Origin of the sequence: Bradyrhizobium sp. UFLA01-814 (assembly GCF_046718885.1) — a bacterium.
Lineage (GTDB): Bacteria > Pseudomonadota > Alphaproteobacteria > Rhizobiales > Xanthobacteraceae > Bradyrhizobium > Bradyrhizobium elkanii.
In genome coordinates this window covers 1-18,409 of the sequence record NZ_JAQOSR010000170.1, presented here as the reverse complement: position 1 = coordinate 18,409, position 18,409 = coordinate 1, and the positions used below count along the sequence as shown (strand labels likewise).

Here is an 18,409-nt window from a genome sequence, read left to right as displayed (position 1 = left end):
ACATCAAGGTCTCGATCCTCTGCCCGCAGGGCGTCGACACCAACATGCTGCGCTCGATCCCGAAGGGCCCGCAATCCGGTGACGGCGATCTTTCCGCCGAGCAGGTCGCGCAGGATGCGCTGAGGGGTATCGAGCAGGAGACCTTCCTGATCCTGCCGCACCCGCAGGTGCTCGGCTACATGCGCAAGAAGACCGAGAATTACGACCGCTGGATCGGCGGCATGGCCAAGATCCAGGCCAAGATGCGGGAAGCGCACGGGAAGTGAGACCGGTAGCCCGGATGGAGCGAAGCGTAATCCGGGTCACTCCCTGGCGAGTTGCGCGATCCTGTCGCGCAGATAGGCGTCCATCAGGTCGGGCGCCGAGGCGCCGAACATCCTGATGCGGCCGGTGTGCAATAGCAGCAGAAGGCCGGTCGCATGCGCGAAGCAGTCGACCATCACGGTGTTCGCCTTCTGCCTGGACGCGCCGAGCGCCTCTGCGGCCTCCGCGATCGGATGCAGCGCCGCCTCCAGCGCGGCGTTCAGCGCGTGGTCGCGGTCATGGCCAAGCCCGGCCGGCTTCATGCCGCCGCGGAACAGGTAGAAGCCGAGATCGAGGTCGCGCGGGTGCTCCGCATAATAGCGGAAGAAGCCCATGCCTGCGGCGTGCAGCTTCTGCTTGGCGCCGCGCGTCGTCGCGACCGCCGCGCTGACGGCTTCGCCGAGCGATGCCAGCGATTGCCGCAGCACCTCGGCATAGATCGCCTCCTTGGAATCGAAATGGAAATACAGCGCCGCCGCGGTGTAGCCGGCCCGCGTCGCGATCGCCCGCAGGCTCGCGCCCTCGAGGCCTTCCTCCGCGAACACGCTGCGCGCCGCGTCGAGGATCAGCTCCCGCTTGTGGCGGCTGACCGCTTCCTTCCTGCTCTCGCGCATCTGCATGGTCCGGCGAATCCGTTCTTGACTCAATTCTAACAGCGTTAGATAATTTAACGATGTTAGAATAAATGAGCAAGGGAGAAGCGCCATGCTGATGACGGCTGCGGACTACCGGGAATCCCTGCGCCGCTACAAGCCGCGTGTGTTCGTCAACGGCGCGGCCGTTGCGAGCGTCGCGGACGAGCCGTTGCTGGCGCCCGGCGTGGCGGGCGTCGGCGTGACCTATGATTTCGCGCTACAGCCCGAGCATGTGCCGATCATGACCGCGCGGCAGGGTACCTCGGGCAAGACCGTCAACCGCATGCTCCACATCAATCAGAGCTCGCAGGACCTGCTCGACAAGCTCGAGGCGGTGCGGCTGGTGTGCAGGACGTCGGGCTGCGCGCAGCGCTACCTGACCCATGATGCGCTGAACGGTCTCTATCAGGCGACCAGGCTGACCGACGATCGCCACGGCACCGATTACAGCCAGCGCTTCCTCAACTATCTGCACGAGGTGCAGGACCAGGATCTGACGCTCGGCATCGCCATGACCGACGCCAAGGGCGACCGCTCGAAGCGTCCCGGCCTGCAGGCCAATCCGGACGTCTACGTCCATATCAAGGAGCGCCGCCCCGACGGCATCGTGATCCGCGGCACCAAGGCGATTGTGACCGGCGCGCCCTACATGCACGAATTCCTTGTCATGCCGTGCCGCACCCATGTGCCTGCCGACAAGGATTTTGCGGTCTGTTGCGCGGTGCCGGCCGATGCGCCCGGCGTCACCATCGTCGCGCGCCCGGCCGGCCGGCCTGGCGATGCCGCGGCGAAATTCTCGGCGAAATACGGCCAGTCGGTCGGCGTCGTGATGTTCGACGACGTGTTCGTGCCGCACGACCGCGTGTTCCTCGCCGGCGAGACCGAGGAGGGCGGCTTCCTGACGACGTCCTACGCCACGCATCACCGCCACTCCTGCATCGGCGCGCGCGCCGGCTTCGGCGATCTCTTGATCGGCGCCGGCGCGCTAATGATCGAGGCCAACGGGCTCGATGCCGAGAAGCACGCGCATATCCGCGAGGCGATGGTCGAGCTGATCACCATCACCGAAAGCTTCTACGCCTGCGGAGTCGCCTCCTCGGTCTACTGCACGAAGGATCCGGCGGGCTCGGTGATGCCGGATGCGGTGTTCTCCAACATCGGCAAGCTGCTGCTGGCGACCAAGATCTACGACATGCACCGCGTCGCGCATTACGTCTCCGGCGGGCTGATCGTCGCGCTGCCGGGTCCCGACGAGGATCACAATCCGGAAACGCGCGCCTCGCTTGCCGCTGTCATGGGCGGACGTCCCGATATCCCGGCCGATCAGCGCGCCGAGGTGGCGCGGCTGATCGAGGACCTCACCGTCTCGCACGAGGCCGGCTGGTATTCGGTGATCTCGTTGCACGGCGGCGGCTCGCCGGAGGCGATGAAGCGCGAGATCTGGCGCAACTACCCTGTCATGGAGAAGGCCGAGCTGGTCGAGAATCTGCTCGGCCGCGGCCTTGTCGACCAGGGACAGCGGGTGTCGAAGCAGCCCGGACGCTGCTGCGCGACCGGCTGCGAGGTGCCGACGCCGTCCGCGGCGCGGGAGCAGGAGTCCGATCTCGTCAGGTGAGCACGCTCATCAGGCTCCCTCCCCCCTTGCGGGGGAGGGCTGGGGAGAGGGGTAAGCCCCGGGCGAGATGGTTGAAGTGAGTCTCGCTTTCGCAACTTCGACCGCGTTACGTTGAGACTCGTGTTGAGAGAGCGTGCCGTGCGGCACCCCTCTCCCTAACCCTCCCCCGCAAGGGGGGAGGGAACCCTACCGCCGGTGGCCTCCTCACTACGTGTGCCGAAGGTCCGGCACGATCGGCCCGATCTTCACGCCTTCTGCGCGTAAAGCAGCGGCACCGCGGAATCCACCATCACCTCGATCAGGCTGGTGCCCTGATGCGAGAGGGCGCGCTGGTAGGCGCCGGCGAGTTCGGCTGACTTCGTCACCCGCACGGCGTCGCAGCCCATGCCTTCGGCGAGCTTGACGAAATCGATGCCGGGCAAATCGAGGCCCGGCACGTTGCGCACCTGCATCACCTGGCTGAACGAACGCATCGCGCCATAGCCGGAATTGTTGAGCACGACGACCGTCAGCGGCAGCTTGCGCTGCGCCGATGTCCACAGCGCCTGGATCGAATACATCGCCGAGCCGTCGCCGATCAGGCAAACCGTGCGTCCCTGGCGGCGACCGAGCGCCATGCCGACCGCGGCCGGCAGGCTGTAGCCGAGGCCGCCGCTCGCCATGGTGTAGAAGCTGTCCTGGCCGTGCATCGGCATCGCCTTCTGCATCAGCGGGCGGTGCGACGGTATCTCCTCGACCAGCGCATCATGCGGCCCCATCGCGGCCGAGAGCGCGTGCAGCGCATATTCGGCGGGGATCGGGTCGCCGGCGGCGGGCGCCGGCGGAAGGACACGGCCGGCCGGCGCGGTGCGCCTGGTCTCGGGCAGCATCTCGAGCAGCGCCGTCAGCGCGGGCTTCATGGTCGCGACGATGCTGTGGCCGGTCGGCGTCATCGCGGCGGCATCCGGATCGTCGGTGATCTGGAAGATCGTGGTCGAACCGTCGAAGATCGCGGCATGGCCCTCGACATGGAAGGTGAAGACCGGCGCGCCGACCACGACGACAAGATCGTGATCGCGCAGCGCATCGGAGAGCTGGCCCGGCGCGGCATGCAGGAAGCCGGCGAACTGCGCATGCCGCTCGGGGAACGAGCAGCGCGCCGAGAACGGGCTGGCCCAGACCGCGGCTTTCGATTTCTCGGCGACGTCAACCATGAGGCCGACCGCCTCGGCACGATCGACGGCCGGGCCGACGACGAGGGCAGGGCGCTTGGCCTCGCCGAGCGCGGCCACCAGCGCCTGCATCGCGGACAGATCGGGGCCGATCTCGCGGCTGACCTGGCGCGCGTCGAGCGGCTGCGTCGCGTGCGCCCAGTCGTCGATCGGCACCGAGACGAAGGTCGGCCCGCAGGGCGGCTGCATCGCGACATAATAGGCGCGCGCGATCGCGGCGGGCACGTCTTCGGCGCGCGCCGGCTCGACCGCGAATTTCACGTAAGGCCGCGGGAATTCGGAGGCCCGCTCGGCATAGAGGAAGGCCTGCAGCGGCATGATCGAGCGCGCCTGCTGGCCCGCGGTGATCACCAGCGGGGTCTGGTTGCGATAGGCGTTGTAGATGTTGCCGAGCGCGTTGCCGACGCCGGCCGCTGAATGCAGATTGACGAAGCCGGCATTGCGCGTCGCCAGCGCATAGCCGTCGGCCATGCCGACGACGGAGGCCTCCTGCAGGCCGAGCACATAGTCGATGTCATCGGGCCAATCGCTCAGGAACGGCAGCTCGGTCGAGCCGGGATTGCCGAACACCTTCTTGATGCCCCACGCCCGCAGCAGGCCGAATGTGGCGTCCTTGACGGTGACGGTCTTGCCTTTGCTGGCGGCGGGTTTGCGCGACGACATCATTGAACCCCGGGAGTTGACGACACGCTCGTTGCAGGCAACGGAGATCGGCCTTGACGTCCAACGAGCGCGTCTTGGATCGTCTGATCGTTCTAGGATACGGTTCGGACGCTGTCCAATCGAGCGCCGGCCGACGTCGTGCTCCAAGGTGAGGCGTGCCGAGCGTCTTGAGCCTGCGCCGGAATATTCCGCTTTTGACCTATGCCCTGCAACCCCACCAGCCGGTCGGCGTTGAGGTGTGGCACGAGTTCCGGCCGCGGATAACCGATGGTCAAGCGAAGGAGGCACGCATGAAGACGATACTCGTTTTGTTCCTTGCTGCTCTGTCCACTTCAGCGCTCGCCGACGTTCCGGGCGCGGACTGGCTCACCAAGCAACAGATCGTCGATCGGCTCCATAGTCTGGGCTACACGAACATCACGGATCTGGAGGCTGACGACGGCCATTGGGAAGGCGATGCAGTGAAGGATGGGAAGACGTACGAGTTGCACATCGACCCGCACACCGGACAGTTGACCAAGAACGAGCCAAAGAATTGATATCCGCCGCCTTCGCGCCTGCTCGTGGCCGCGCTGCGCGGCGAGATGGCTGCATGCGATCCGCCGGCGGCACCGGACGCGGAGATGAAGGCCGCGCCTGTTGAAACGTTCCGCTCGCTCAGACTAGCGCCAAAGGCCCAGCGACGCCCATTTCGACGTCGGAATCGCCTCACCGACTTTGTATTGCAGGCTGGTCACATGCAGGTGGTCGGGAGTGCCCTTGCAGGTATAGCTCAACGAGAACCACTGGCCTTTGCTCCGGAACGCGCCGCCTTTTGCGATCACCGTATCGCCATGGTGCGACGGGCTGGAGATCACGTCGGACTTTGCCCTGTCGGCCTGTCGCCCGGTGTCGCGGTTGATGTCGGACATGACGGCATAGTCGCAGACTTGCTCTAGCCTTGTTGCCGGCTCGACGTGACGCAGGCTGTCGAGAAAGCGCTGGTCCTGTGCGCAGGCGGGAACGGAGAGCACGAGCAGCGACACCAGAAGAAGCAGTCTCAACAGGTCCTCGTCGGGAAAGTGGTTAACCAGGGCTTTGCCATATACAGAAGAGCCGCGGGCTTCAATCCACGAATTCGTGCTCGCAGGTACGTGGGAAAAGCAATCCACCGGTCGGTGGATCGCCTGACGATGTGGCCGCAGCAACGGCTGAAAATCGTATTGGCGGCTGTTCCACGTCATCCTGAGGTGCGAGCGGAGCGAGCCTCGAAGGATGCGTGGCCACAAACCGGGCCGTCGATCCTTCGAGACGCCGCTTCGCGGCTCCTCAGGATGACGGTATGACCTTTCGCTGGGATACCTAGTTCGACTTTTGCAGCGCCGCCGTCTGCTTGGCGAACTGCTTGTCGAAATCCTGCTCCAGCCCCGTCACATAGGTCGCGTTTTCACCCGGCTTGACGAACGGGTTCGGCGCGCCGTCCTTCATCTGCGCCCGCTTGGCCTGCATGTCGTAGACCTCCGGATGCGGCCCGAGCAGCACGTCGACCGTCATCGCCTTGACCTTGGTGAAGGTCGAGCGGTAGTCGTCGACGATGCCGGGATAGGTCGGACGGCCGACCAGCCGGTTCAGCGCCACCGTTCCGCTGCAGAAGAACAGCACGTTGCGCGTTTGGCTACCGTCCTTGACCGTCATCTCCCAGCTGGTGCAGCCCGGCGAATGGCCGGGGGTGGTGTGCGCTGTGAGCGTGACGTCGCCGAGCGTCACCTTGTCGCCTTCCTTGACGGTGCGGTCGACCTTCACCGGTGTAAAGGCGAGATCGGCGTTGCTCTCGTCACCCGGATAGTAGCCGCCCTCGAGCAGCGGCTTGTCGCGCTCGCCGGCGATCAGTTGTGCGCCGGTCTCCTTCTTGATCTCGGCAAAGCCGCCGGTGTGGTCGAGATGGGCGTGGGTGTTGAGGATGATCTTGATGTCGCCCTCCTTGAAGCCGAGCTTGGCGATGTTGTCCTTGATCATGCCGGTCGACTGCTGCATCGCCGTGTCCATCAGGATCAGCCCTTGCGACGTCTTGATGACGTAGACCGCGATCCCGTCAGTGCCCACATAGTAGATGTTGTCGATGAGCTGGAACGGTTCGAACGGCGCGGTCCATTTCTTCATGACAACAGCCATGAAGTCCTTGAGCGTCTGTGCCTGCGCACCGGTTGCGATCAGCGTGAGCGCGCACAGCGCGGCTGCGATCGTCCTCATGGTTGCCTCCCTGTTTGTTGTTGTTCGTGCACGGGCGGCACTATGCGTGCTGGCAACGCCGGCCGCAAGCTGCGGACGGCAAGCCGCCGGGCAGGCGGCCGTCCGTCCGGGCATTCCTGTTCTGCGTTCAGCTCGCGTATTGCGCGACGCCGTGACCGAACGACCAGTTCTCCTTGACGACCTCGACGAGGTTGATGACAACGTCGTCCGGCCGTCCCTGCAGCTGGCTCTGATAGTCGTCCACGATCCGCTTGTAGAACGCCTTCTTCATCTCGACGGTACGCCCGGCATTCATGGTGATCTGGATGAAGATGAGATCGTCGCTGTAGGCATTGCCGAGATAGTTGTCGGCGTAGTTCAGGTCGCCGCGGTCGTGCTCGGTGATGACCTGAAACTTGTCGTTCTCGGGCACGTTGATCACGTCGCGCATCGCCTTGTAGACGATCTCGCCCAGCGTCTTGCGATATTCCGCGGGCTTGCCGCGCTTCAGGTCGATGCGAACGAATGGCATGGTGAGTCTCCTGTGTTGCGCGGGGCTCGGCCCCGCGTGATCGGGATGTGCGACGGTGCGAACGGGCGTTGTCCGCTTGCGCCGGCGGGGTCGGTGCGTTCAGCGGGCCGCCTTGAAGGCCTCCCAGCGCGCATCGCGCTCTCTCTGATATTTGGGCGTTCGCTCCGCCACCATGTCCGCCCAATGCAGCGGCTTGCCGCAGGACTGGCAGACCGGACCGAGCCCCGCCGGCTTGCCGCAGCTGAGGTGCGTATAGTTCATGGAAAGGCCGTCCCTGGGTGACTTGCACCAGGTCTCGCCCCAGGCGCGCAGCGCGAACATCACGGGGAAGAACGCCGCGCCCTTCTCCGTCAGATGATATTCGTGGCGCAACGGACGCTTGTTGTAAACGCGCCGCGTCACCAGTCCGCCCGCCTCCAGCTTCTTCAGCCGCGCGGTGAGCATCTGCGGGGTCGCGCCGGTATAGGCCTGAATCTCTTCGAAGCGATGGTTGCGCGCGAACAGCTCGCGCAGCACCAGCACGGTCCAGCGATCGCCCACCACGGTCTCCGCGCGCGCCACCGGACAGAGCGTTGGGTCAGCAGGATTGCCCTTTGGCCTTGCCATCACGTTTTCTTCATCTGCATTGTTACTATGATTTTCATAGCAATATGGGCTATCGTCAACGTGGGTGCAACGGGCGTTTCCGGCCCGGTCCCTCACATTTCAAGGAGCGCGCCATGAGTACCGAAAGCAGGAAACCGGGTATCGACATGAAGCTCGAGGTCGTGGTGATTCCCGTGTCCGATGTCGACCGGGCCAAGCGCTTCTATGAAGATCTCGGCTGGCGGCTCGACGCCGATTTCGCCAGGGCGGACGGGTCCCGGGCGCTGCAGTTGACGCCGCCGGGCTCGCCGACCTCGATCCATCTCGACAAGGGGTCCGCGCTGCCGCGCTTTCTGATCGTGAACGACATCGAGGCGGCGCGTGCCGACCTGATCGCGCGCGGCGTCGATGTCAGCGAGGTGTTTCATCGCGGGGCGGCGGGCCGCATCAAGGGACCCGATCCGGAGCGGCCGAGCTACGGTTCGCTCGCCACCTTCAACGATCCCGACGACAATGTCTGGCTGCTGCAGCAGGTGACACAGCGTCTGCCCGGTCGCGTCGACGGAAACAGCACGACTTTCGCTTCATCCGCTGATCTTGCCGCGGCGCTCCGGCGCGCGGCAGCCGCGCATGGCGAGCACGAGAAGCGAACCGGCGGCCACGATGCGAACTGGCCGGACTGGTACGCCGACTACATCGTGCGCGAGCAGGCCGGCAAACCGCTGCCGGAGTGACGAGGAGCTTCATTGACGCAATTCCATCCTGACCACCGCCGGGGCGATCGCGGCTCTGCCGACAGCCTCTCATCCCAGGGGAACGTCCAATGACAACGCCATCGAACACATCAGTTGCAATCGCAACAAACCAATCGGAGCAGGACGCCATCGACCAGGACCGACGCAGGCTGCTCACCGGCGCGGCGTTGGGCCTTGCCGCCGCTGGTGCAGCAGGCCTGTTCCCCATGCATCCGGCCGTGGCGGCCGAGAGTGATGCGATCCGCCCGTTCCACATCAACATCCCCGAAGAGGATCTTGTCGACCTTCGCAAGCGTCTTGCGGCAACCCGATGGTCCGACAAGGAAATCGTCAATGACGACTCCCAAGGCGTCCCGCAGGCGATGCTGCGCGATCTCGTCCGCTACTGGCAAACCGACTATGACTGGCGGAAGGTGGAGGCGCGGCTCAATGCCCTGCCGCAATTCATCACCGAAATCGACGGGGTGGACATCCACTTTATTCACGTCCGCTCGAAACACGACAATGCACTGCCCCTGATCGTCACGCACGGCTGGCCTGGCTCGGTGATCGAGCAGATGAAGATCATCGACCCCCTGACCAATCCCACCGCGCATGGCGGAAGCGCGTCGGACGCCTTTCATCTCGTGATCCCGTCAATGCCGGGCTACGGCTTCTCCGGCAAGCCGACCACGGTCGGCTGGGATCCCCAGCGCATCGCGCGGGCCTGGGTCCAGTTGATGAAACGGCTCGGTTACAGCAAGTTCGTGGCGCAGGGCGGCGACTGGGGGTCGCCGGTCTCCAATGAAATGGCCAAGCTGGGTGCCCCGGAACTGCTCGGCATCCACGTCAATCTGCCCGGTGTCGTTCCGCCCGAGGTCTTGAAGGCAGTCACTACCGGCGGCCCTGCGCCGGACAATATGTCGGCGGAGGAGCAGCACGCCTTCGAGCAGATCAAGCTTCAATTCGCGAAACGGCGGGCCTACGCGCAGATCATGGGCACGCGCCCGCAGACACTTGCGGCCTTTGCGGATTCGCCGGCCGGCCTCGCCGCCTGGCTGCTCGATCACGGCGACGGCTATGCCCAGCCGGCCTCCGCGATGCAATCAGCCGTGCTCGGGCGCGAGGTCAACGGGCATTCCGCCGGCGCGCTGACCCGCGATGACGTGCTCGACAACATCACGCTCTACTGGCTGACCAACACGGCGATCTCTTCGGGCCGCCTGTACTGGGAGAACAAGACCAACCTCTATCTGCCCGCCAATGTCACGATCCCGGCCGCGGTGACCGCGTTTCCCGGCGAGAGCTTTGTGGCGCCGCGGAGCTGGGCGGAAAAGGCCTATCACAAGCTGATCTACTTCCATCAGGCCGAAGCCGGCGGCCACTTCGCCGCATGGGAGCAGCCCGATATCTTCAGCAGAGAGATTCGGGACGCATTTCGAACGCTCCGCAGCTGATCTGAACAAACAACTGAAGGAGTATCCATCATGCCCAAACTTGCCCTCATTGCCACCGTCGAGGTCGCGCCGGAGAAGCGCGATCGGGCCCGATCGCTCAGGGATGAACCGGGCACGCTGAATTTCGAGATCCTGGTGCCGCGCGAGGATGCCGCAAAGCTCTTGATCTACGAGGTCTACCAGGATGACGCTGCGTTCGAGGCGCACCGCAATGCGCGATCGATCGCGCAGTTCCGCGAGGAGAGCGCAGGGCTCGGCATCAAGATATCAGCGACGCGGTGCACGCCTGCCGCGTAGGGAGTTGCCGCGAGCGGCGTCACGCCTTGAGGCTGGCGCCGCGCTCGGACAAAACCTTCTCGGCCTTCGGCGTCAGCTCGTAGAGGTCGCCGTCCTTGGCGACGTATCCTTCCCTGATGAGCCGGTCGACCTCGCCTTGCACGTCGTCGGCAAAGGCAATGGATTGGGCGATGTCGCAGAGAACCGCGACCTGTTCATCTCTAAGCATGGCGTCCTCCGTCAGGGCGGGGAACGCGCAAGCCGGGTTTCGGTTCCAATGGACTGGATGATACGCCCGGCTTTCACTTGGTGAGCCGTGGCGCCGGGTGTTGCATCTTACCAATGCCGGGCATCGAACACCGGCGCATAGCCACCGCCGTCTCGACGAATATGGGCACAGCGCGGGCCGCGGAAGTGGGCCGGTATGACGAGACGGCCGCTGTCCGCCGCCTCTGCCAGGATCTTCGCGCGCGTCTCGCCGGCGAGCTGCGGGTCGGTACAGGATGATGTCGACAGACCGGGCTGGAAGATCTGCACCGGGTTGTGCACGGCATCGCCGCAAAAGATCGCGCGATGTTGTGCGTAGTCTACCATCAGCCCCATCTGGCCGCTGGTGTGGCCCGGCAGCGGGACCAGCCGCAGGCCCGGTCCCAGCTGATGGCCGTCGTCGACCAGATCGACACGGCCCGCCTCGACGATCGGTATGACGCTCTGCTCCAGGGCGCGGGCGTGGATCGGCGGAGCACGCCCGGCATCATGCTGCGTCATCCAGTCGGCAAGCTCGCGGCGGCCGAACAGATAGCGCGCGTTGGGAAAGGTCGGCTGCCAGCGGCCGTTGTCCTGGCGCGTATTCCAGCCGACATGATCGACATGCAGATGGGTGCAGAATACGACGTCGATGCCGGCCGGGTCGACGCCGCACGCGCGCAACCGATCGAGGAAGCCGCTGCCGCGCCGCCGATGCCAGGCGGGAATCTCGGGGATGTCCTTGCGCTCGCCGATGCAGGCGTCGATCAGCAGCGTTCGGCCGCCGGTTCGCACCACAAAGCTCTGGATCGCGTGTTTCGCGAGCCCGCGGGCGAGGTCGATGAACACCGGCTCAAGCGTGGAGCGATGCGCCTCGATCAAGCGGCGATCATAGCCGGGCAGGAATTCGGCGAGCGGAAGGCCGAAATCGTCGTCGTCGACGATGACGTCGACGGTCGCGTCGCCGATCGCAAATCGCATGACCGCTCCTTCCCGGAGAACCGTGCCATCCTGTCGCGCGATCACTATGCAGGTTGGCGCCGTCGATCGCAAGTTGCGTCGTCGGTGAACGGCTATCAGACCATGCCGCGCAGCAGGCCGATCAGGCGGCCGCACTCATCGTCGGTGCCGACCGTGATGCGCAAAAAGTCCTCGATCCGCGGCTTCTGGAAATGCCGCACCAGAACGCCGCGTGCGCGCAGGCTCGCGGCGAGATCGGTGCCGCGATGGCTGGGATGGCGGGCGAACACGAAATTCGCCTGCGACGGCAGCACCTCGAAGCCCAGCTCAATGAGGCCGTGGACCAGCGCCTCTCTGCTCCGGATGATGCGTTGCCGCGTCTCCTCGAACCACGCCTCGTCCTCGATGGAGGCGACCGCGCCTGCGAGCGCGAAGCAGTCGAGCGGATAGGAGTTGAAGCTGTCCTTGACCCGCTCCAGCGCCTCGATCAGCGGGCGCTGGCCGATGGCGAAGCCGACCCGCAGGCCGGCCAGCGCGCGCGATTTGGAGAGCGTCTGGATGACGAGCAGATTGTCGTGGCGCGCGACCAGCGGCACGGCGCTCTCGGCGCCGAAGTCGACATAGGCTTCATCGACCACCACCAGCCGGTCGGGATTCTCGGCGAGCAGCGCCTCGATCGCGGCGCGCGGCAGCGAGGTGCCGGTCGGTGCGTTGGGGTTGCACAGCAGGATGGCGCTGCCGGGCCGCCGGTAGTCGGCAAGCTGCACGCGCATCGCGGCGTCGAGCGGTACGGTCTCGTAGCTCACGCCATAGAGGCGGCAGTAGACCGGGTAGAAGCTGTAGGTGATGTCGGGAAACAGCAGCGGCGCATCGTGCTTGAGCAGCGCCGGGAAAGCGTGGGCCAGCACCTCGTCCGAGCCATTGCCGACGAACACCTCGTCCGCCGTGACGCCGTAGCGCCTCGCGATTGCCTCGCGCAGGGCGGTTGCGCGCGGATCCGGATAGAGCCGCAGGCGATCCGTCGTCGCTGTGATCGCCGCCACCGCGCGTGGCGACGGCGGGTAGGGATTTTCGTTGGTATTGAGCTTGATGAGGCCGTCGATCTTCGGCTGCTCGCCGGGCACGTAGGGCGACAGATTGTGGACGACCGAACTCCAGAAGCGACTCATGATCTGCGATCCACGGATGAACGCGATCACAATAGGGAATACGAGGCGCTGATGAAAGCGCCTCTTTATTCCCTCGCATCATGACAGGCGTCGTGCTCGCGCGTTACCAGGTCGCCGTGCCCTTCATGGTCGGCTGGCCCTCGGCATTCGCGGCCCACAGCTCCATGCCGCCGTCCTTGTCGCTGGCATTGATCGAGAACTCGCTACCCTCGAACAGCGGCTGCACGCCGCGATAGGCGAGCTTCTTCGGCGGCCTGCCGCCGCGCAGCCTGGCGGCGAACTCGACGATGAAGGAAGCCTGCAGCGGGCCGTGGAAGATCAGGCCCGGATAGCCCTCGACCTTGGTGACATAGTCGCGGTCGTAATGGATGCGATGGCCGTTGAAGGTCAGCGCCGAGTACCGAAACAGCAGCACCGGGTCGGAGACGTGGCTCTCGCGATGCTGCGCGACCGGCGGAGGCGGCGGCGCCTTGGCCGGCGCTGCGCCTTGCGTGCTCGTCATCTCGCGATAGACGATGTCCTGCCGCTCGCGCACCGCAAGTCCGCGCGACGTCGTCACCTCGTGATTGACCGAGACGAAGCACAGCGTGCCGGTCGAGCCCGATTTGACCGTGACGTCGGCGATCTTCGAGGTGCGTTTGGCCTCATCGCCGATGCGCAAGCTGTCGAAGAATTCGAGCTCGCCGCCGGCCCACATCCGGCGCGGCAGCGGCACCGGCGGCAGGAAGCCGCCGCGCGTCGGGTGGCCGTCGGGGCCAAGCTGCGACATCGGAAACACCGGCTGCGCCAGGCACCAATGCGTGGTCCACGGCGCGGCGTCGCCGGCCTTCGGCTCGCCGATCTCCTGGAACAGCGTCGCGCGCAGCCCCATCACGAGATATTTGGTGACGACGTCGGAGGCCTCCGTGCTGCGGCCGATCCACTGGCGGAGATGATCGAGGTCGAGTTTGTCGGTCATGAGGTTGTCTCCGGGAGGAGGTGAGTGCGATGATGCATGTTCAAATTGCTCGCGCGGCATGCAAGGTCCACCTCTCCCGCTTGCGGGGGAGGTCGGATTGCATCAAAGATGCAATCCGGGTGGGGCTTTCTCCACTTGAAGAGTCTCTGTGAGGTGACACCCCCACCCCAACCCTCCCCCGCAAGCGGGAGAGGGGGCGCAGCTCGTTCTTGATTGCGATCGCGCCTGATCTCATTGCAGCCTAACGTCTGGTGCGCTCGCCGATCGCGGGCACCTTGCCGTAGTGCCTGTTCTCGCCGACCACGATCGCGGCCGGCGCCGGATAGCTGACCTTGCCGTTCGGCGTGTCGACCTCGACGCGGCGCAGATGCGGATGTTTCGCGAGGTCGTCCATGCTGTTGACCTCGGCAAAGGCAATGTCGGCCTCGGCAAGCTTCGCCAGCAACTCCTCGCGCGTGAGCTTGCCGAAGCTGTCGCTGACGATCTGGTCGGTGACGGCGCGGTTGCGCACGCGCTCGACCATATTGGCAAAGCGCGGATCGTCGGGCAGGCCGGGCTGGCCCAGCACCTTGGCGCACAGTGTCTTCCACTCGCGCTCGCTCTGGATCGAGATCAGGATCTCCTTGCCGTCCTTCGAGCGGAACACGCCATAGGGTGCGATCGAGGGATGGGCGAGGCCGATCCGCTTCGGCGACTTGCCGTCCTCGGCATTGAGCAGCGGCACGGTGAGCCAGTCGGCCATCACGTCGAACATCGAGATCCGGATGTCGGCGCCGTCTCCGGTGCGGCCGCGGCCGATCAGCGCCTCGAGGATCGCGGCATGCGCGGTGGCGCCGGTTGCGACGTCGACGATCGACATGCCGACGCGCGAGGCGCCCTCGGGGCCGCCGGTGATCGAGGCAAGGCCGCTTTCGGCCTGGATCAACAGGTCATAGGCCTTGCGGTCGGCATAGGGGCCGGTGTCGCCATAGCCGGTGATCGTGCACATGATCAGCTTCGGGTAATCCTTGCGCAGCCGTTCGCGCGAGAAGCCGAGCTTGTCCATCGAGCCGGGCTTGAGGTTCTGCAGCAGCACGTCGGCGCCCGCGATCAGCGCCTCGAGCTGCGCGCGGCCTTCCTTGGTGGCGAGGTCGACCACGGCGGAATCCTTGCCGCGGTTGAGCCAGACGAAATAGCTGCTCTGGCCTTTTGCCGCGGCGTCGTAGCCACGGGCGAAATCGCCCTCGGGCCGCTCGATCTTGATGACATGGGCGCCGGCGTCGGCGAGGCGTGACGAGCAGAACGGCGCGGCAACCGCCTGCTCGACGGCGATGACGGTCAATCCCTCAAGCGGCAGCATGTTCTGACAACTCAGTAGGAGCGGGGCATGCCGAGCACGTGCTCGGCGACGTAGGACAGGATCAGATTGGTCGAGATCGGCGCCACCTGGTACAGCCGGGTCTCGCGGAACTTGCGCTCGACATCGTACTCCTCGGCGAAGCCGAAGCCGCCATGGGTCTGCACGCAGGCATTGGCGGCTTCCCAGGAGGCATCCGCCGCCAGCATCTTGGCCATGTTGGCCTCGGCGCCGCAGTCGAGACCGGCCTCATATTTGCGGGTGGCTTCCTTCACCATCAATTCCGCCGCGCGCATCGAGGCGTAGGCCTTTGCGATCGGGAACTGGATGCCCTGGTTCTGGCCGATCGGCCGGCCGAACACGCTGCGCTCCTTGGCGTAATTGGTCGCCTTGGCGATGAACCATTTGGCATCGCCGACGCACTCGGCCGCGATCAGGATGCGCTCGGCATTCATGCCGGAGAGGATGTAGCGAAAGCCCTTGCCTTCATCGCCGATCAGATTCTCCGCCGGCACCTTCATGTCGGTGAAGAACACTTCGGTCGTGGCGTGGTTCATCATGGTGCGGATCGGGCGGATCTCCAGCCCCTTGCCCTTCACCTCGCGCATGTCGACGATGAACACCGAGAGACCGTCGGTGCGCTTCTTCGACTGCTCCTTCGGCGTGGTGCGCGCCAGCAGGATCATCAGGTCGGAATATTCAGCGCGGCTGGTCCAGATCTTCTGGCCGTTGACGACGTAATGGTCGCCCTCGCGGCGCGCGAAGGTCTTCAGCGAAGACGTGTCGGTGCCGCTGGTCGGCTCGGTGACGCCGAACGCCTGCAACCGCAATTCGCCGGTCGCGACCTTCGGCAGATACCTGGCCTTCTGCGCGTCGTTGCCGTGCCGCAGCACGGTGCCCATCGTGTACATCTGGGCGTGGCAACCGCCGCCGTTGCACCCGGCGCGCTGGATCTCTTCCAGGATCGCCGCCGCGGCCGACAGCTTCAGGCCGGCGCCGCCATATTCCTCGGGGATCAGCACCGAGAGATAGCCGGCCTCCGTCAGCGCATCGACGAACTCCTTCGGATAGGCCATCTGGCGATCGAGCTTGCGCCAGTATTCGCCGGGAAACTGCGCGCAGAGTTTTGCTACCGCGTCGCGGATGTCGGAATGGTCGTCGATGTGTTGATCGTGTGCGGTCATTGTTTCGTCTTGCCGAGAGGTTGCGCCAGAGCGTGTTCGAGCGAAGCGGAAATCGGTTCGCGCGAAGAAAACGCCCGCTGTTGTGGGGCCCCGGTAAACTCCCTATGCTGTTTTGTTATAGCGTATGAACCTGCCTTCCAGGATTGGCAAGTATGGATTTCCGCCAGCTTAGGACCTTTGCGTGCGTCGCGGAACTCGGGAGCCTGAGCAAGGCATCCGATACCTTGCGGGTCGCGCAGCCGGCGCTGAGCCGGCAGATCAAGCTGCTGGAACACGAGCTGCGCACCGAATTGTTCACGCGCAACGGCCGCGGCATGGTGCTGACCGACGCCGGCCGGCTGCTGCTGGCGCGCACCAGCGGTATCGTGCGGCAGATCGACCAGATCCGCGACGACATCCAGTCCGCCGGCGGCGCGCCGTCCGGGCGCGTCGTGCTCGGGCTGGTGCCGACGGTGAGCTGCGTGCTGTCGGCGCGGCTGGCGCGGCGCACGGTGGAGCGCTATCCCGGCATCTCGCTCTGCATCGTCGAGAGCTACAGCGGCCATCTGATCGAGTGGCTGCATCGCGGCGAGATGGACCTTGCCGTGATCTACGGGCCGTCGGTCGATCTGCATCTGGCGGTGCAGAGCCTCGGCCGCGACAGTATCGTCGCGGTCGGCCCGCGCGGCAGCGGGCTGAAGCCGAAGAAGCAGGTCGACTTCGGCTGGCTGATGCGCCAGCGCCTGGTGCTGCCAAGTCACTCGCACGGCCTCCGTGCGCTGCTCGAACATGCCGCGGCCAAGAAGAAGATCGATCTCGACGTCAAGCTCGAGGCGGATTCGTTCCGCGTGCTGACCAGCCTGGTCGAGGAGGGGCTCGGATATACCTTGCTGCCGCCGTCCTCGGTCCGCGCCGAGGTGGCGGAGGGCCGGCTCGAGACCGCCGCCATCGCGCGGCCGGCGCCGCGGCGCGAGCTGACCCTGGCCTCGCCGGTCGAGCATCCCGGCTCCAACGCGATGACGCTGATCGCGAAGCTGTTGCGCGACGAGGTCGCCGCGCTGCGCGCCGAGGGGCTCTGGGATATCCAGCTCGCCTGAGCGCGGCTTCGCATCAGCTCACCTTGAAGCCGAGATGGCCGCGGAAGCGGTTCTTCAAATAGGTGCCGTCGCGCGGCGGCAGCGCGCGCTCGACCTCGCCGGCGGCGATGCGAATGCGCGCCAGCCGCGGGCCGCCGCCGAGATCGCGCAGGCTGTTGCGGAAGCTCTCGATGCCGGCGATGTCGGCGATCTCGGAGACATTGCCGATGCCCGCGCCATCAGCGATCACCTCGAGCCTGGCGCCGAGGCCGGAGTGACTCGGCTGCATGCCGGTCTCGCCAAAATGGCCGTTGTCGAGCACCGCGATCGAGAGATTGCCGGGCTGCTTGGTCGCGATCGTCAGCAGGCTGCCGATCCCCATCAACTGCTCGCCATCGCCGGTGATCACGAGCACCGGGCGCTTCGGCTGCGCCAGCGCGAGGCCGAGCCCAACCATCGCCGCGCCGCCCATCGCGCCCCACAGATAGAAATTACCGGGATGCTCGCCGGCATCGAACAAATCGTAAGAGGAGGAGCCGAGCCCGGAGATCACGAGCAGTTCGCCGCGGTCGGCAAGCAGCGCCTTCACGGCGGCGCGGCGGTCGAGAGTGCCTGTTGATGCCGACATCAGTGCGTCTCCTTGGTCCACTTCTTGCGGCCGATCATGCGCTGCGAGATCAGCACCGCGACCTGCTGGTCGCCGTCATAGGCGAGCGAGGCGGCCGCCGAGATCACCTCCTCGGCATCATCAGGGTTCTCCAGCCGCAGCACGGTGGTGCCCATGATCTCGAACGCCTGCGGCGTTGCCCGGCCCATCGGAATCTGCCAGGGATTGAACTCGGCCCATTCGCCGCGCATCGTCACCAGCGTGAGCAGCGGGAAGCGGCAGCTCGCCATCAGCGACAGCATGTTGACGCAATTGCCGACGCCGCTCGATTGCATCAACAGCACCGCGCGATCGCCGCCGAGCCAGGCGCCGGCCGAAAGCGCCACGCCCTCTTCCTCTGTCGTCAGCACCGTGGTCTTGATGTCGGCATCGGCGTGCGACAGCTTGATCAGCTTGGAATGTCCCGCATCGGGAACGTAGGACACCTGCGCCACGCCAAAGCTCTTCAGCGTGCGGTAGATCGCAACCGGCCAGTCGGTGCTGGTCGCGCTGTCCTGGTGAACGGCAATCTGGTCCATCATGGCCTCGGCGGTAGCGTTTTCGAACGAACCGGGTACCGGTTCGCGAAGAAAAACGCGTCAATACAAGGGACGCGCATTGGCGCGTCCTCATACC

Annotated in this window: 20 protein-coding genes and 1 pseudogene; 7 read left to right on the top strand and 14 right to left on the bottom strand. The window is 65.5% G+C overall.

Features of this window, described 5'->3' with window-relative positions; all coding sequences use genetic code 11:
- Window positions 1-266, top strand: a pseudogene (locus tag PMN64_RS35220) (short-chain dehydrogenase); the annotation flags it as partial.
- Window positions 267-302: 36 nt separating this feature from the next.
- Here PMN64_RS35220 and PMN64_RS35215 read toward each other — a convergent pair.
- A complete protein-coding gene (locus PMN64_RS35215; RefSeq protein WP_304496769.1) occupies window positions 303-917 on the bottom strand; it encodes a TetR/AcrR family transcriptional regulator in 615 nt (204 codons plus the stop codon).
- Between the two features lie 91 nt (window positions 918-1,008).
- Between PMN64_RS35215 and PMN64_RS35210 the strand changes: the two genes are divergently transcribed.
- Window positions 1,009-2,553 (top strand): 4-hydroxyphenylacetate 3-hydroxylase family protein, encoded by a 1,545-nt coding sequence (locus PMN64_RS35210; RefSeq protein WP_411784038.1) that lies wholly within the window; start codon window positions 1,009-1,011, stop codon window positions 2,551-2,553.
- A 245-nt stretch (window positions 2,554-2,798) separates the two neighbouring features.
- Here the strand turns inward: PMN64_RS35210 and mdlC are convergent, their stop codons facing one another.
- Window positions 2,799-4,427 (bottom strand): benzoylformate decarboxylase, encoded by a 1,629-nt coding sequence (mdlC, locus tag PMN64_RS35205; RefSeq protein ID WP_411784037.1) that lies wholly within the window; start codon window positions 4,425-4,427, stop codon window positions 2,799-2,801.
- 290 nt (window positions 4,428-4,717) lie between these two features.
- Between mdlC and PMN64_RS35200 the strand changes: the two genes are divergently transcribed.
- Window positions 4,718-4,966, top strand: a complete 249-nt coding sequence (locus tag PMN64_RS35200; RefSeq protein ID WP_411784036.1) for a PepSY domain-containing protein — start codon at window positions 4,718-4,720, stop codon at window positions 4,964-4,966.
- A gap of 123 nt (window positions 4,967-5,089) precedes the next feature.
- On the opposite strand, the gene PMN64_RS35195 is transcribed toward PMN64_RS35200, so the two are convergent.
- From PMN64_RS35195 to PMN64_RS35180, 4 genes are all read right to left on the bottom strand, one after another.
- Window positions 5,090-5,650, bottom strand: a complete 561-nt coding sequence (locus tag PMN64_RS35195) for a DUF930 domain-containing protein (RefSeq protein ID WP_080686837.1) — start codon at window positions 5,648-5,650, stop codon at window positions 5,090-5,092.
- A 118-nt stretch (window positions 5,651-5,768) separates the two neighbouring features.
- On the bottom strand, window positions 5,769-6,656 hold the full coding sequence (blaBJP, locus tag PMN64_RS35190; protein WP_411784035.1) for a BJP family subclass B3 metallo-beta-lactamase: 888 nt from the start codon (window positions 6,654-6,656) through the stop codon (window positions 5,769-5,771).
- A gap of 127 nt (window positions 6,657-6,783) precedes the next feature.
- Window positions 6,784-7,167: a tautomerase family protein gene (locus PMN64_RS35185; protein ID WP_411784034.1), complete on the bottom strand. Its 384-nt coding sequence runs from the start codon at window positions 7,165-7,167 to the stop codon at window positions 6,784-6,786.
- Between the two features lie 99 nt (window positions 7,168-7,266).
- Window positions 7,267-7,773, bottom strand: a complete 507-nt coding sequence (locus PMN64_RS35180) for a winged helix-turn-helix transcriptional regulator (protein WP_411784033.1) — start codon at window positions 7,771-7,773, stop codon at window positions 7,267-7,269.
- 113 nt (window positions 7,774-7,886) lie between these two features.
- Here PMN64_RS35180 and PMN64_RS35175 point away from each other — a divergent pair, with 113 nt between their 5' ends.
- From PMN64_RS35175 to PMN64_RS35165, 3 genes are all read left to right on the top strand, one after another.
- Complete coding sequence (locus tag PMN64_RS35175) at window positions 7,887-8,486, top strand: VOC family protein (protein ID WP_411784032.1); 600 nt, start codon at window positions 7,887-7,889, stop codon at window positions 8,484-8,486.
- Between the two features lie 89 nt (window positions 8,487-8,575).
- The gene (locus PMN64_RS35170; RefSeq protein WP_051447983.1) at window positions 8,576-9,943 is read left to right on the top strand and encodes an epoxide hydrolase family protein; all 1,368 of its coding nucleotides are present in this window, start codon (window positions 8,576-8,578) and stop codon (window positions 9,941-9,943) included.
- A 30-nt stretch (window positions 9,944-9,973) separates the two neighbouring features.
- Entirely contained in the window at window positions 9,974-10,240 is a 267-nt protein-coding gene (locus PMN64_RS35165) for a putative quinol monooxygenase (RefSeq protein WP_411784031.1), read from the top strand.
- Between the two features lie 19 nt (window positions 10,241-10,259).
- Here the strand turns inward: PMN64_RS35165 and PMN64_RS35160 are convergent, their stop codons facing one another.
- The 6 genes from PMN64_RS35160 to PMN64_RS35135 all read right to left on the bottom strand — a co-directional run bounded on the left by PMN64_RS35160 (window position 10,260) and on the right by PMN64_RS35135 (window position 16,072).
- Window positions 10,260-10,448: a hypothetical protein gene (locus tag PMN64_RS35160; RefSeq protein ID WP_028334959.1), complete on the bottom strand. Its 189-nt coding sequence runs from the start codon at window positions 10,446-10,448 to the stop codon at window positions 10,260-10,262.
- A 107-nt stretch (window positions 10,449-10,555) separates the two neighbouring features.
- Window positions 10,556-11,446 (bottom strand): MBL fold metallo-hydrolase, encoded by an 891-nt coding sequence (locus PMN64_RS35155; RefSeq protein ID WP_411784030.1) that lies wholly within the window; start codon window positions 11,444-11,446, stop codon window positions 10,556-10,558.
- A gap of 95 nt (window positions 11,447-11,541) precedes the next feature.
- On the bottom strand, window positions 11,542-12,594 hold the full coding sequence (gene hisC / locus PMN64_RS35150; RefSeq protein WP_411784029.1) for a histidinol-phosphate transaminase: 1,053 nt from the start codon (window positions 12,592-12,594) through the stop codon (window positions 11,542-11,544).
- Window positions 12,595-12,697: 103 nt separating this feature from the next.
- The gene (locus PMN64_RS35145; protein ID WP_411784028.1) at window positions 12,698-13,552 is read right to left on the bottom strand and encodes a MaoC family dehydratase N-terminal domain-containing protein; all 855 of its coding nucleotides are present in this window, start codon (window positions 13,550-13,552) and stop codon (window positions 12,698-12,700) included.
- A 241-nt stretch (window positions 13,553-13,793) separates the two neighbouring features.
- Window positions 13,794-14,891, bottom strand: a complete 1,098-nt coding sequence (locus tag PMN64_RS35140; protein WP_411784027.1) for a CaiB/BaiF CoA transferase family protein — start codon at window positions 14,889-14,891, stop codon at window positions 13,794-13,796.
- 11 nt (window positions 14,892-14,902) lie between these two features.
- Window positions 14,903-16,072, bottom strand: coding sequence for an acyl-CoA dehydrogenase family protein (locus PMN64_RS35135; RefSeq protein WP_411784026.1), 1,170 nt, complete (start codon window positions 16,070-16,072; stop codon window positions 14,903-14,905).
- A 152-nt stretch (window positions 16,073-16,224) separates the two neighbouring features.
- On the opposite strand from PMN64_RS35135, the gene PMN64_RS35130 reads away from it, so the two are divergent.
- Window positions 16,225-17,148: a LysR substrate-binding domain-containing protein gene (locus PMN64_RS35130; protein WP_028334965.1), complete on the top strand. Its 924-nt coding sequence runs from the start codon at window positions 16,225-16,227 to the stop codon at window positions 17,146-17,148.
- 13 nt (window positions 17,149-17,161) lie between these two features.
- Here PMN64_RS35130 and PMN64_RS35125 read toward each other — a convergent pair whose 3' ends face one another.
- Together PMN64_RS35125 and PMN64_RS35120 are read right to left on the bottom strand one after the other, a co-directional pair.
- The gene (locus tag PMN64_RS35125) at window positions 17,162-17,755 is read right to left on the bottom strand and encodes a thiamine pyrophosphate-dependent enzyme (protein ID WP_411784025.1); all 594 of its coding nucleotides are present in this window, start codon (window positions 17,753-17,755) and stop codon (window positions 17,162-17,164) included.
- Complete coding sequence (locus tag PMN64_RS35120; protein ID WP_411784024.1) at window positions 17,755-18,315, bottom strand: phosphonopyruvate decarboxylase; 561 nt, start codon at window positions 18,313-18,315, stop codon at window positions 17,755-17,757. Before PMN64_RS35120 ends, PMN64_RS35125 begins: the two co-directional genes overlap by 1 nt.
- Between the last annotated feature and the right edge of the window lie 94 nt (window positions 18,316-18,409).

What these genes read in the sequence shown, in the direction of transcription:
- PMN64_RS35215 (WP_304496769.1), bottom strand. Translation starts at nt 917, where the DNA reads ATGCGCGAGAGCAGGAAGGAAGCGGTCAGCCGCCACAAGCGGGAGCTG.
- PMN64_RS35210 (WP_411784038.1), top strand. Translation starts at nt 1,009, where the DNA reads ATGCTGATGACGGCTGCGGACTACCGGGAATCCCTGCGCCGCTACAAG.
- mdlC (WP_411784037.1), bottom strand. Translation starts at nt 4,427, where the DNA reads ATGTCGTCGCGCAAACCCGCCGCCAGCAAAGGCAAGACCGTCACCGTC.
- PMN64_RS35200 (WP_411784036.1), top strand. Translation starts at nt 4,718, where the DNA reads ATGAAGACGATACTCGTTTTGTTCCTTGCTGCTCTGTCCACTTCAGCG.
- PMN64_RS35195 (WP_080686837.1), bottom strand. Translation starts at nt 5,650, where the DNA reads ATGACGTGGAACAGCCGCCAATACGATTTTCAGCCGTTGCTGCGGCCA.
- blaBJP (WP_411784035.1), bottom strand. Translation starts at nt 6,656, where the DNA reads ATGAGGACGATCGCAGCCGCGCTGTGCGCGCTCACGCTGATCGCAACC.
- PMN64_RS35185 (WP_411784034.1), bottom strand. Translation starts at nt 7,167, where the DNA reads ATGCCATTCGTTCGCATCGACCTGAAGCGCGGCAAGCCCGCGGAATAT.
- PMN64_RS35180 (WP_411784033.1), bottom strand. Translation starts at nt 7,773, where the DNA reads ATGGCAAGGCCAAAGGGCAATCCTGCTGACCCAACGCTCTGTCCGGTG.
- PMN64_RS35175 (WP_411784032.1), top strand. Translation starts at nt 7,887, where the DNA reads ATGAGTACCGAAAGCAGGAAACCGGGTATCGACATGAAGCTCGAGGTC.
- PMN64_RS35170 (WP_051447983.1), top strand. Translation starts at nt 8,576, where the DNA reads ATGACAACGCCATCGAACACATCAGTTGCAATCGCAACAAACCAATCG.
- PMN64_RS35165 (WP_411784031.1), top strand. Translation starts at nt 9,974, where the DNA reads ATGCCCAAACTTGCCCTCATTGCCACCGTCGAGGTCGCGCCGGAGAAG.
- PMN64_RS35160 (WP_028334959.1), bottom strand. Translation starts at nt 10,448, where the DNA reads ATGCTTAGAGATGAACAGGTCGCGGTTCTCTGCGACATCGCCCAATCC.
- PMN64_RS35155 (WP_411784030.1), bottom strand. Translation starts at nt 11,446, where the DNA reads ATGCGATTTGCGATCGGCGACGCGACCGTCGACGTCATCGTCGACGAC.
- hisC (WP_411784029.1), bottom strand. Translation starts at nt 12,594, where the DNA reads ATGAGTCGCTTCTGGAGTTCGGTCGTCCACAATCTGTCGCCCTACGTG.
- PMN64_RS35145 (WP_411784028.1), bottom strand. Translation starts at nt 13,552, where the DNA reads ATGACCGACAAACTCGACCTCGATCATCTCCGCCAGTGGATCGGCCGC.
- PMN64_RS35140 (WP_411784027.1), bottom strand. Translation starts at nt 14,891, where the DNA reads ATGCTGCCGCTTGAGGGATTGACCGTCATCGCCGTCGAGCAGGCGGTT.
- PMN64_RS35135 (WP_411784026.1), bottom strand. Translation starts at nt 16,072, where the DNA reads ATGACCGCACACGATCAACACATCGACGACCATTCCGACATCCGCGAC.
- PMN64_RS35130 (WP_028334965.1), top strand. Translation starts at nt 16,225, where the DNA reads ATGGATTTCCGCCAGCTTAGGACCTTTGCGTGCGTCGCGGAACTCGGG.
- PMN64_RS35125 (WP_411784025.1), bottom strand. Translation starts at nt 17,755, where the DNA reads ATGTCGGCATCAACAGGCACTCTCGACCGCCGCGCCGCCGTGAAGGCG.
- PMN64_RS35120 (WP_411784024.1), bottom strand. Translation starts at nt 18,315, where the DNA reads ATGATGGACCAGATTGCCGTTCACCAGGACAGCGCGACCAGCACCGAC.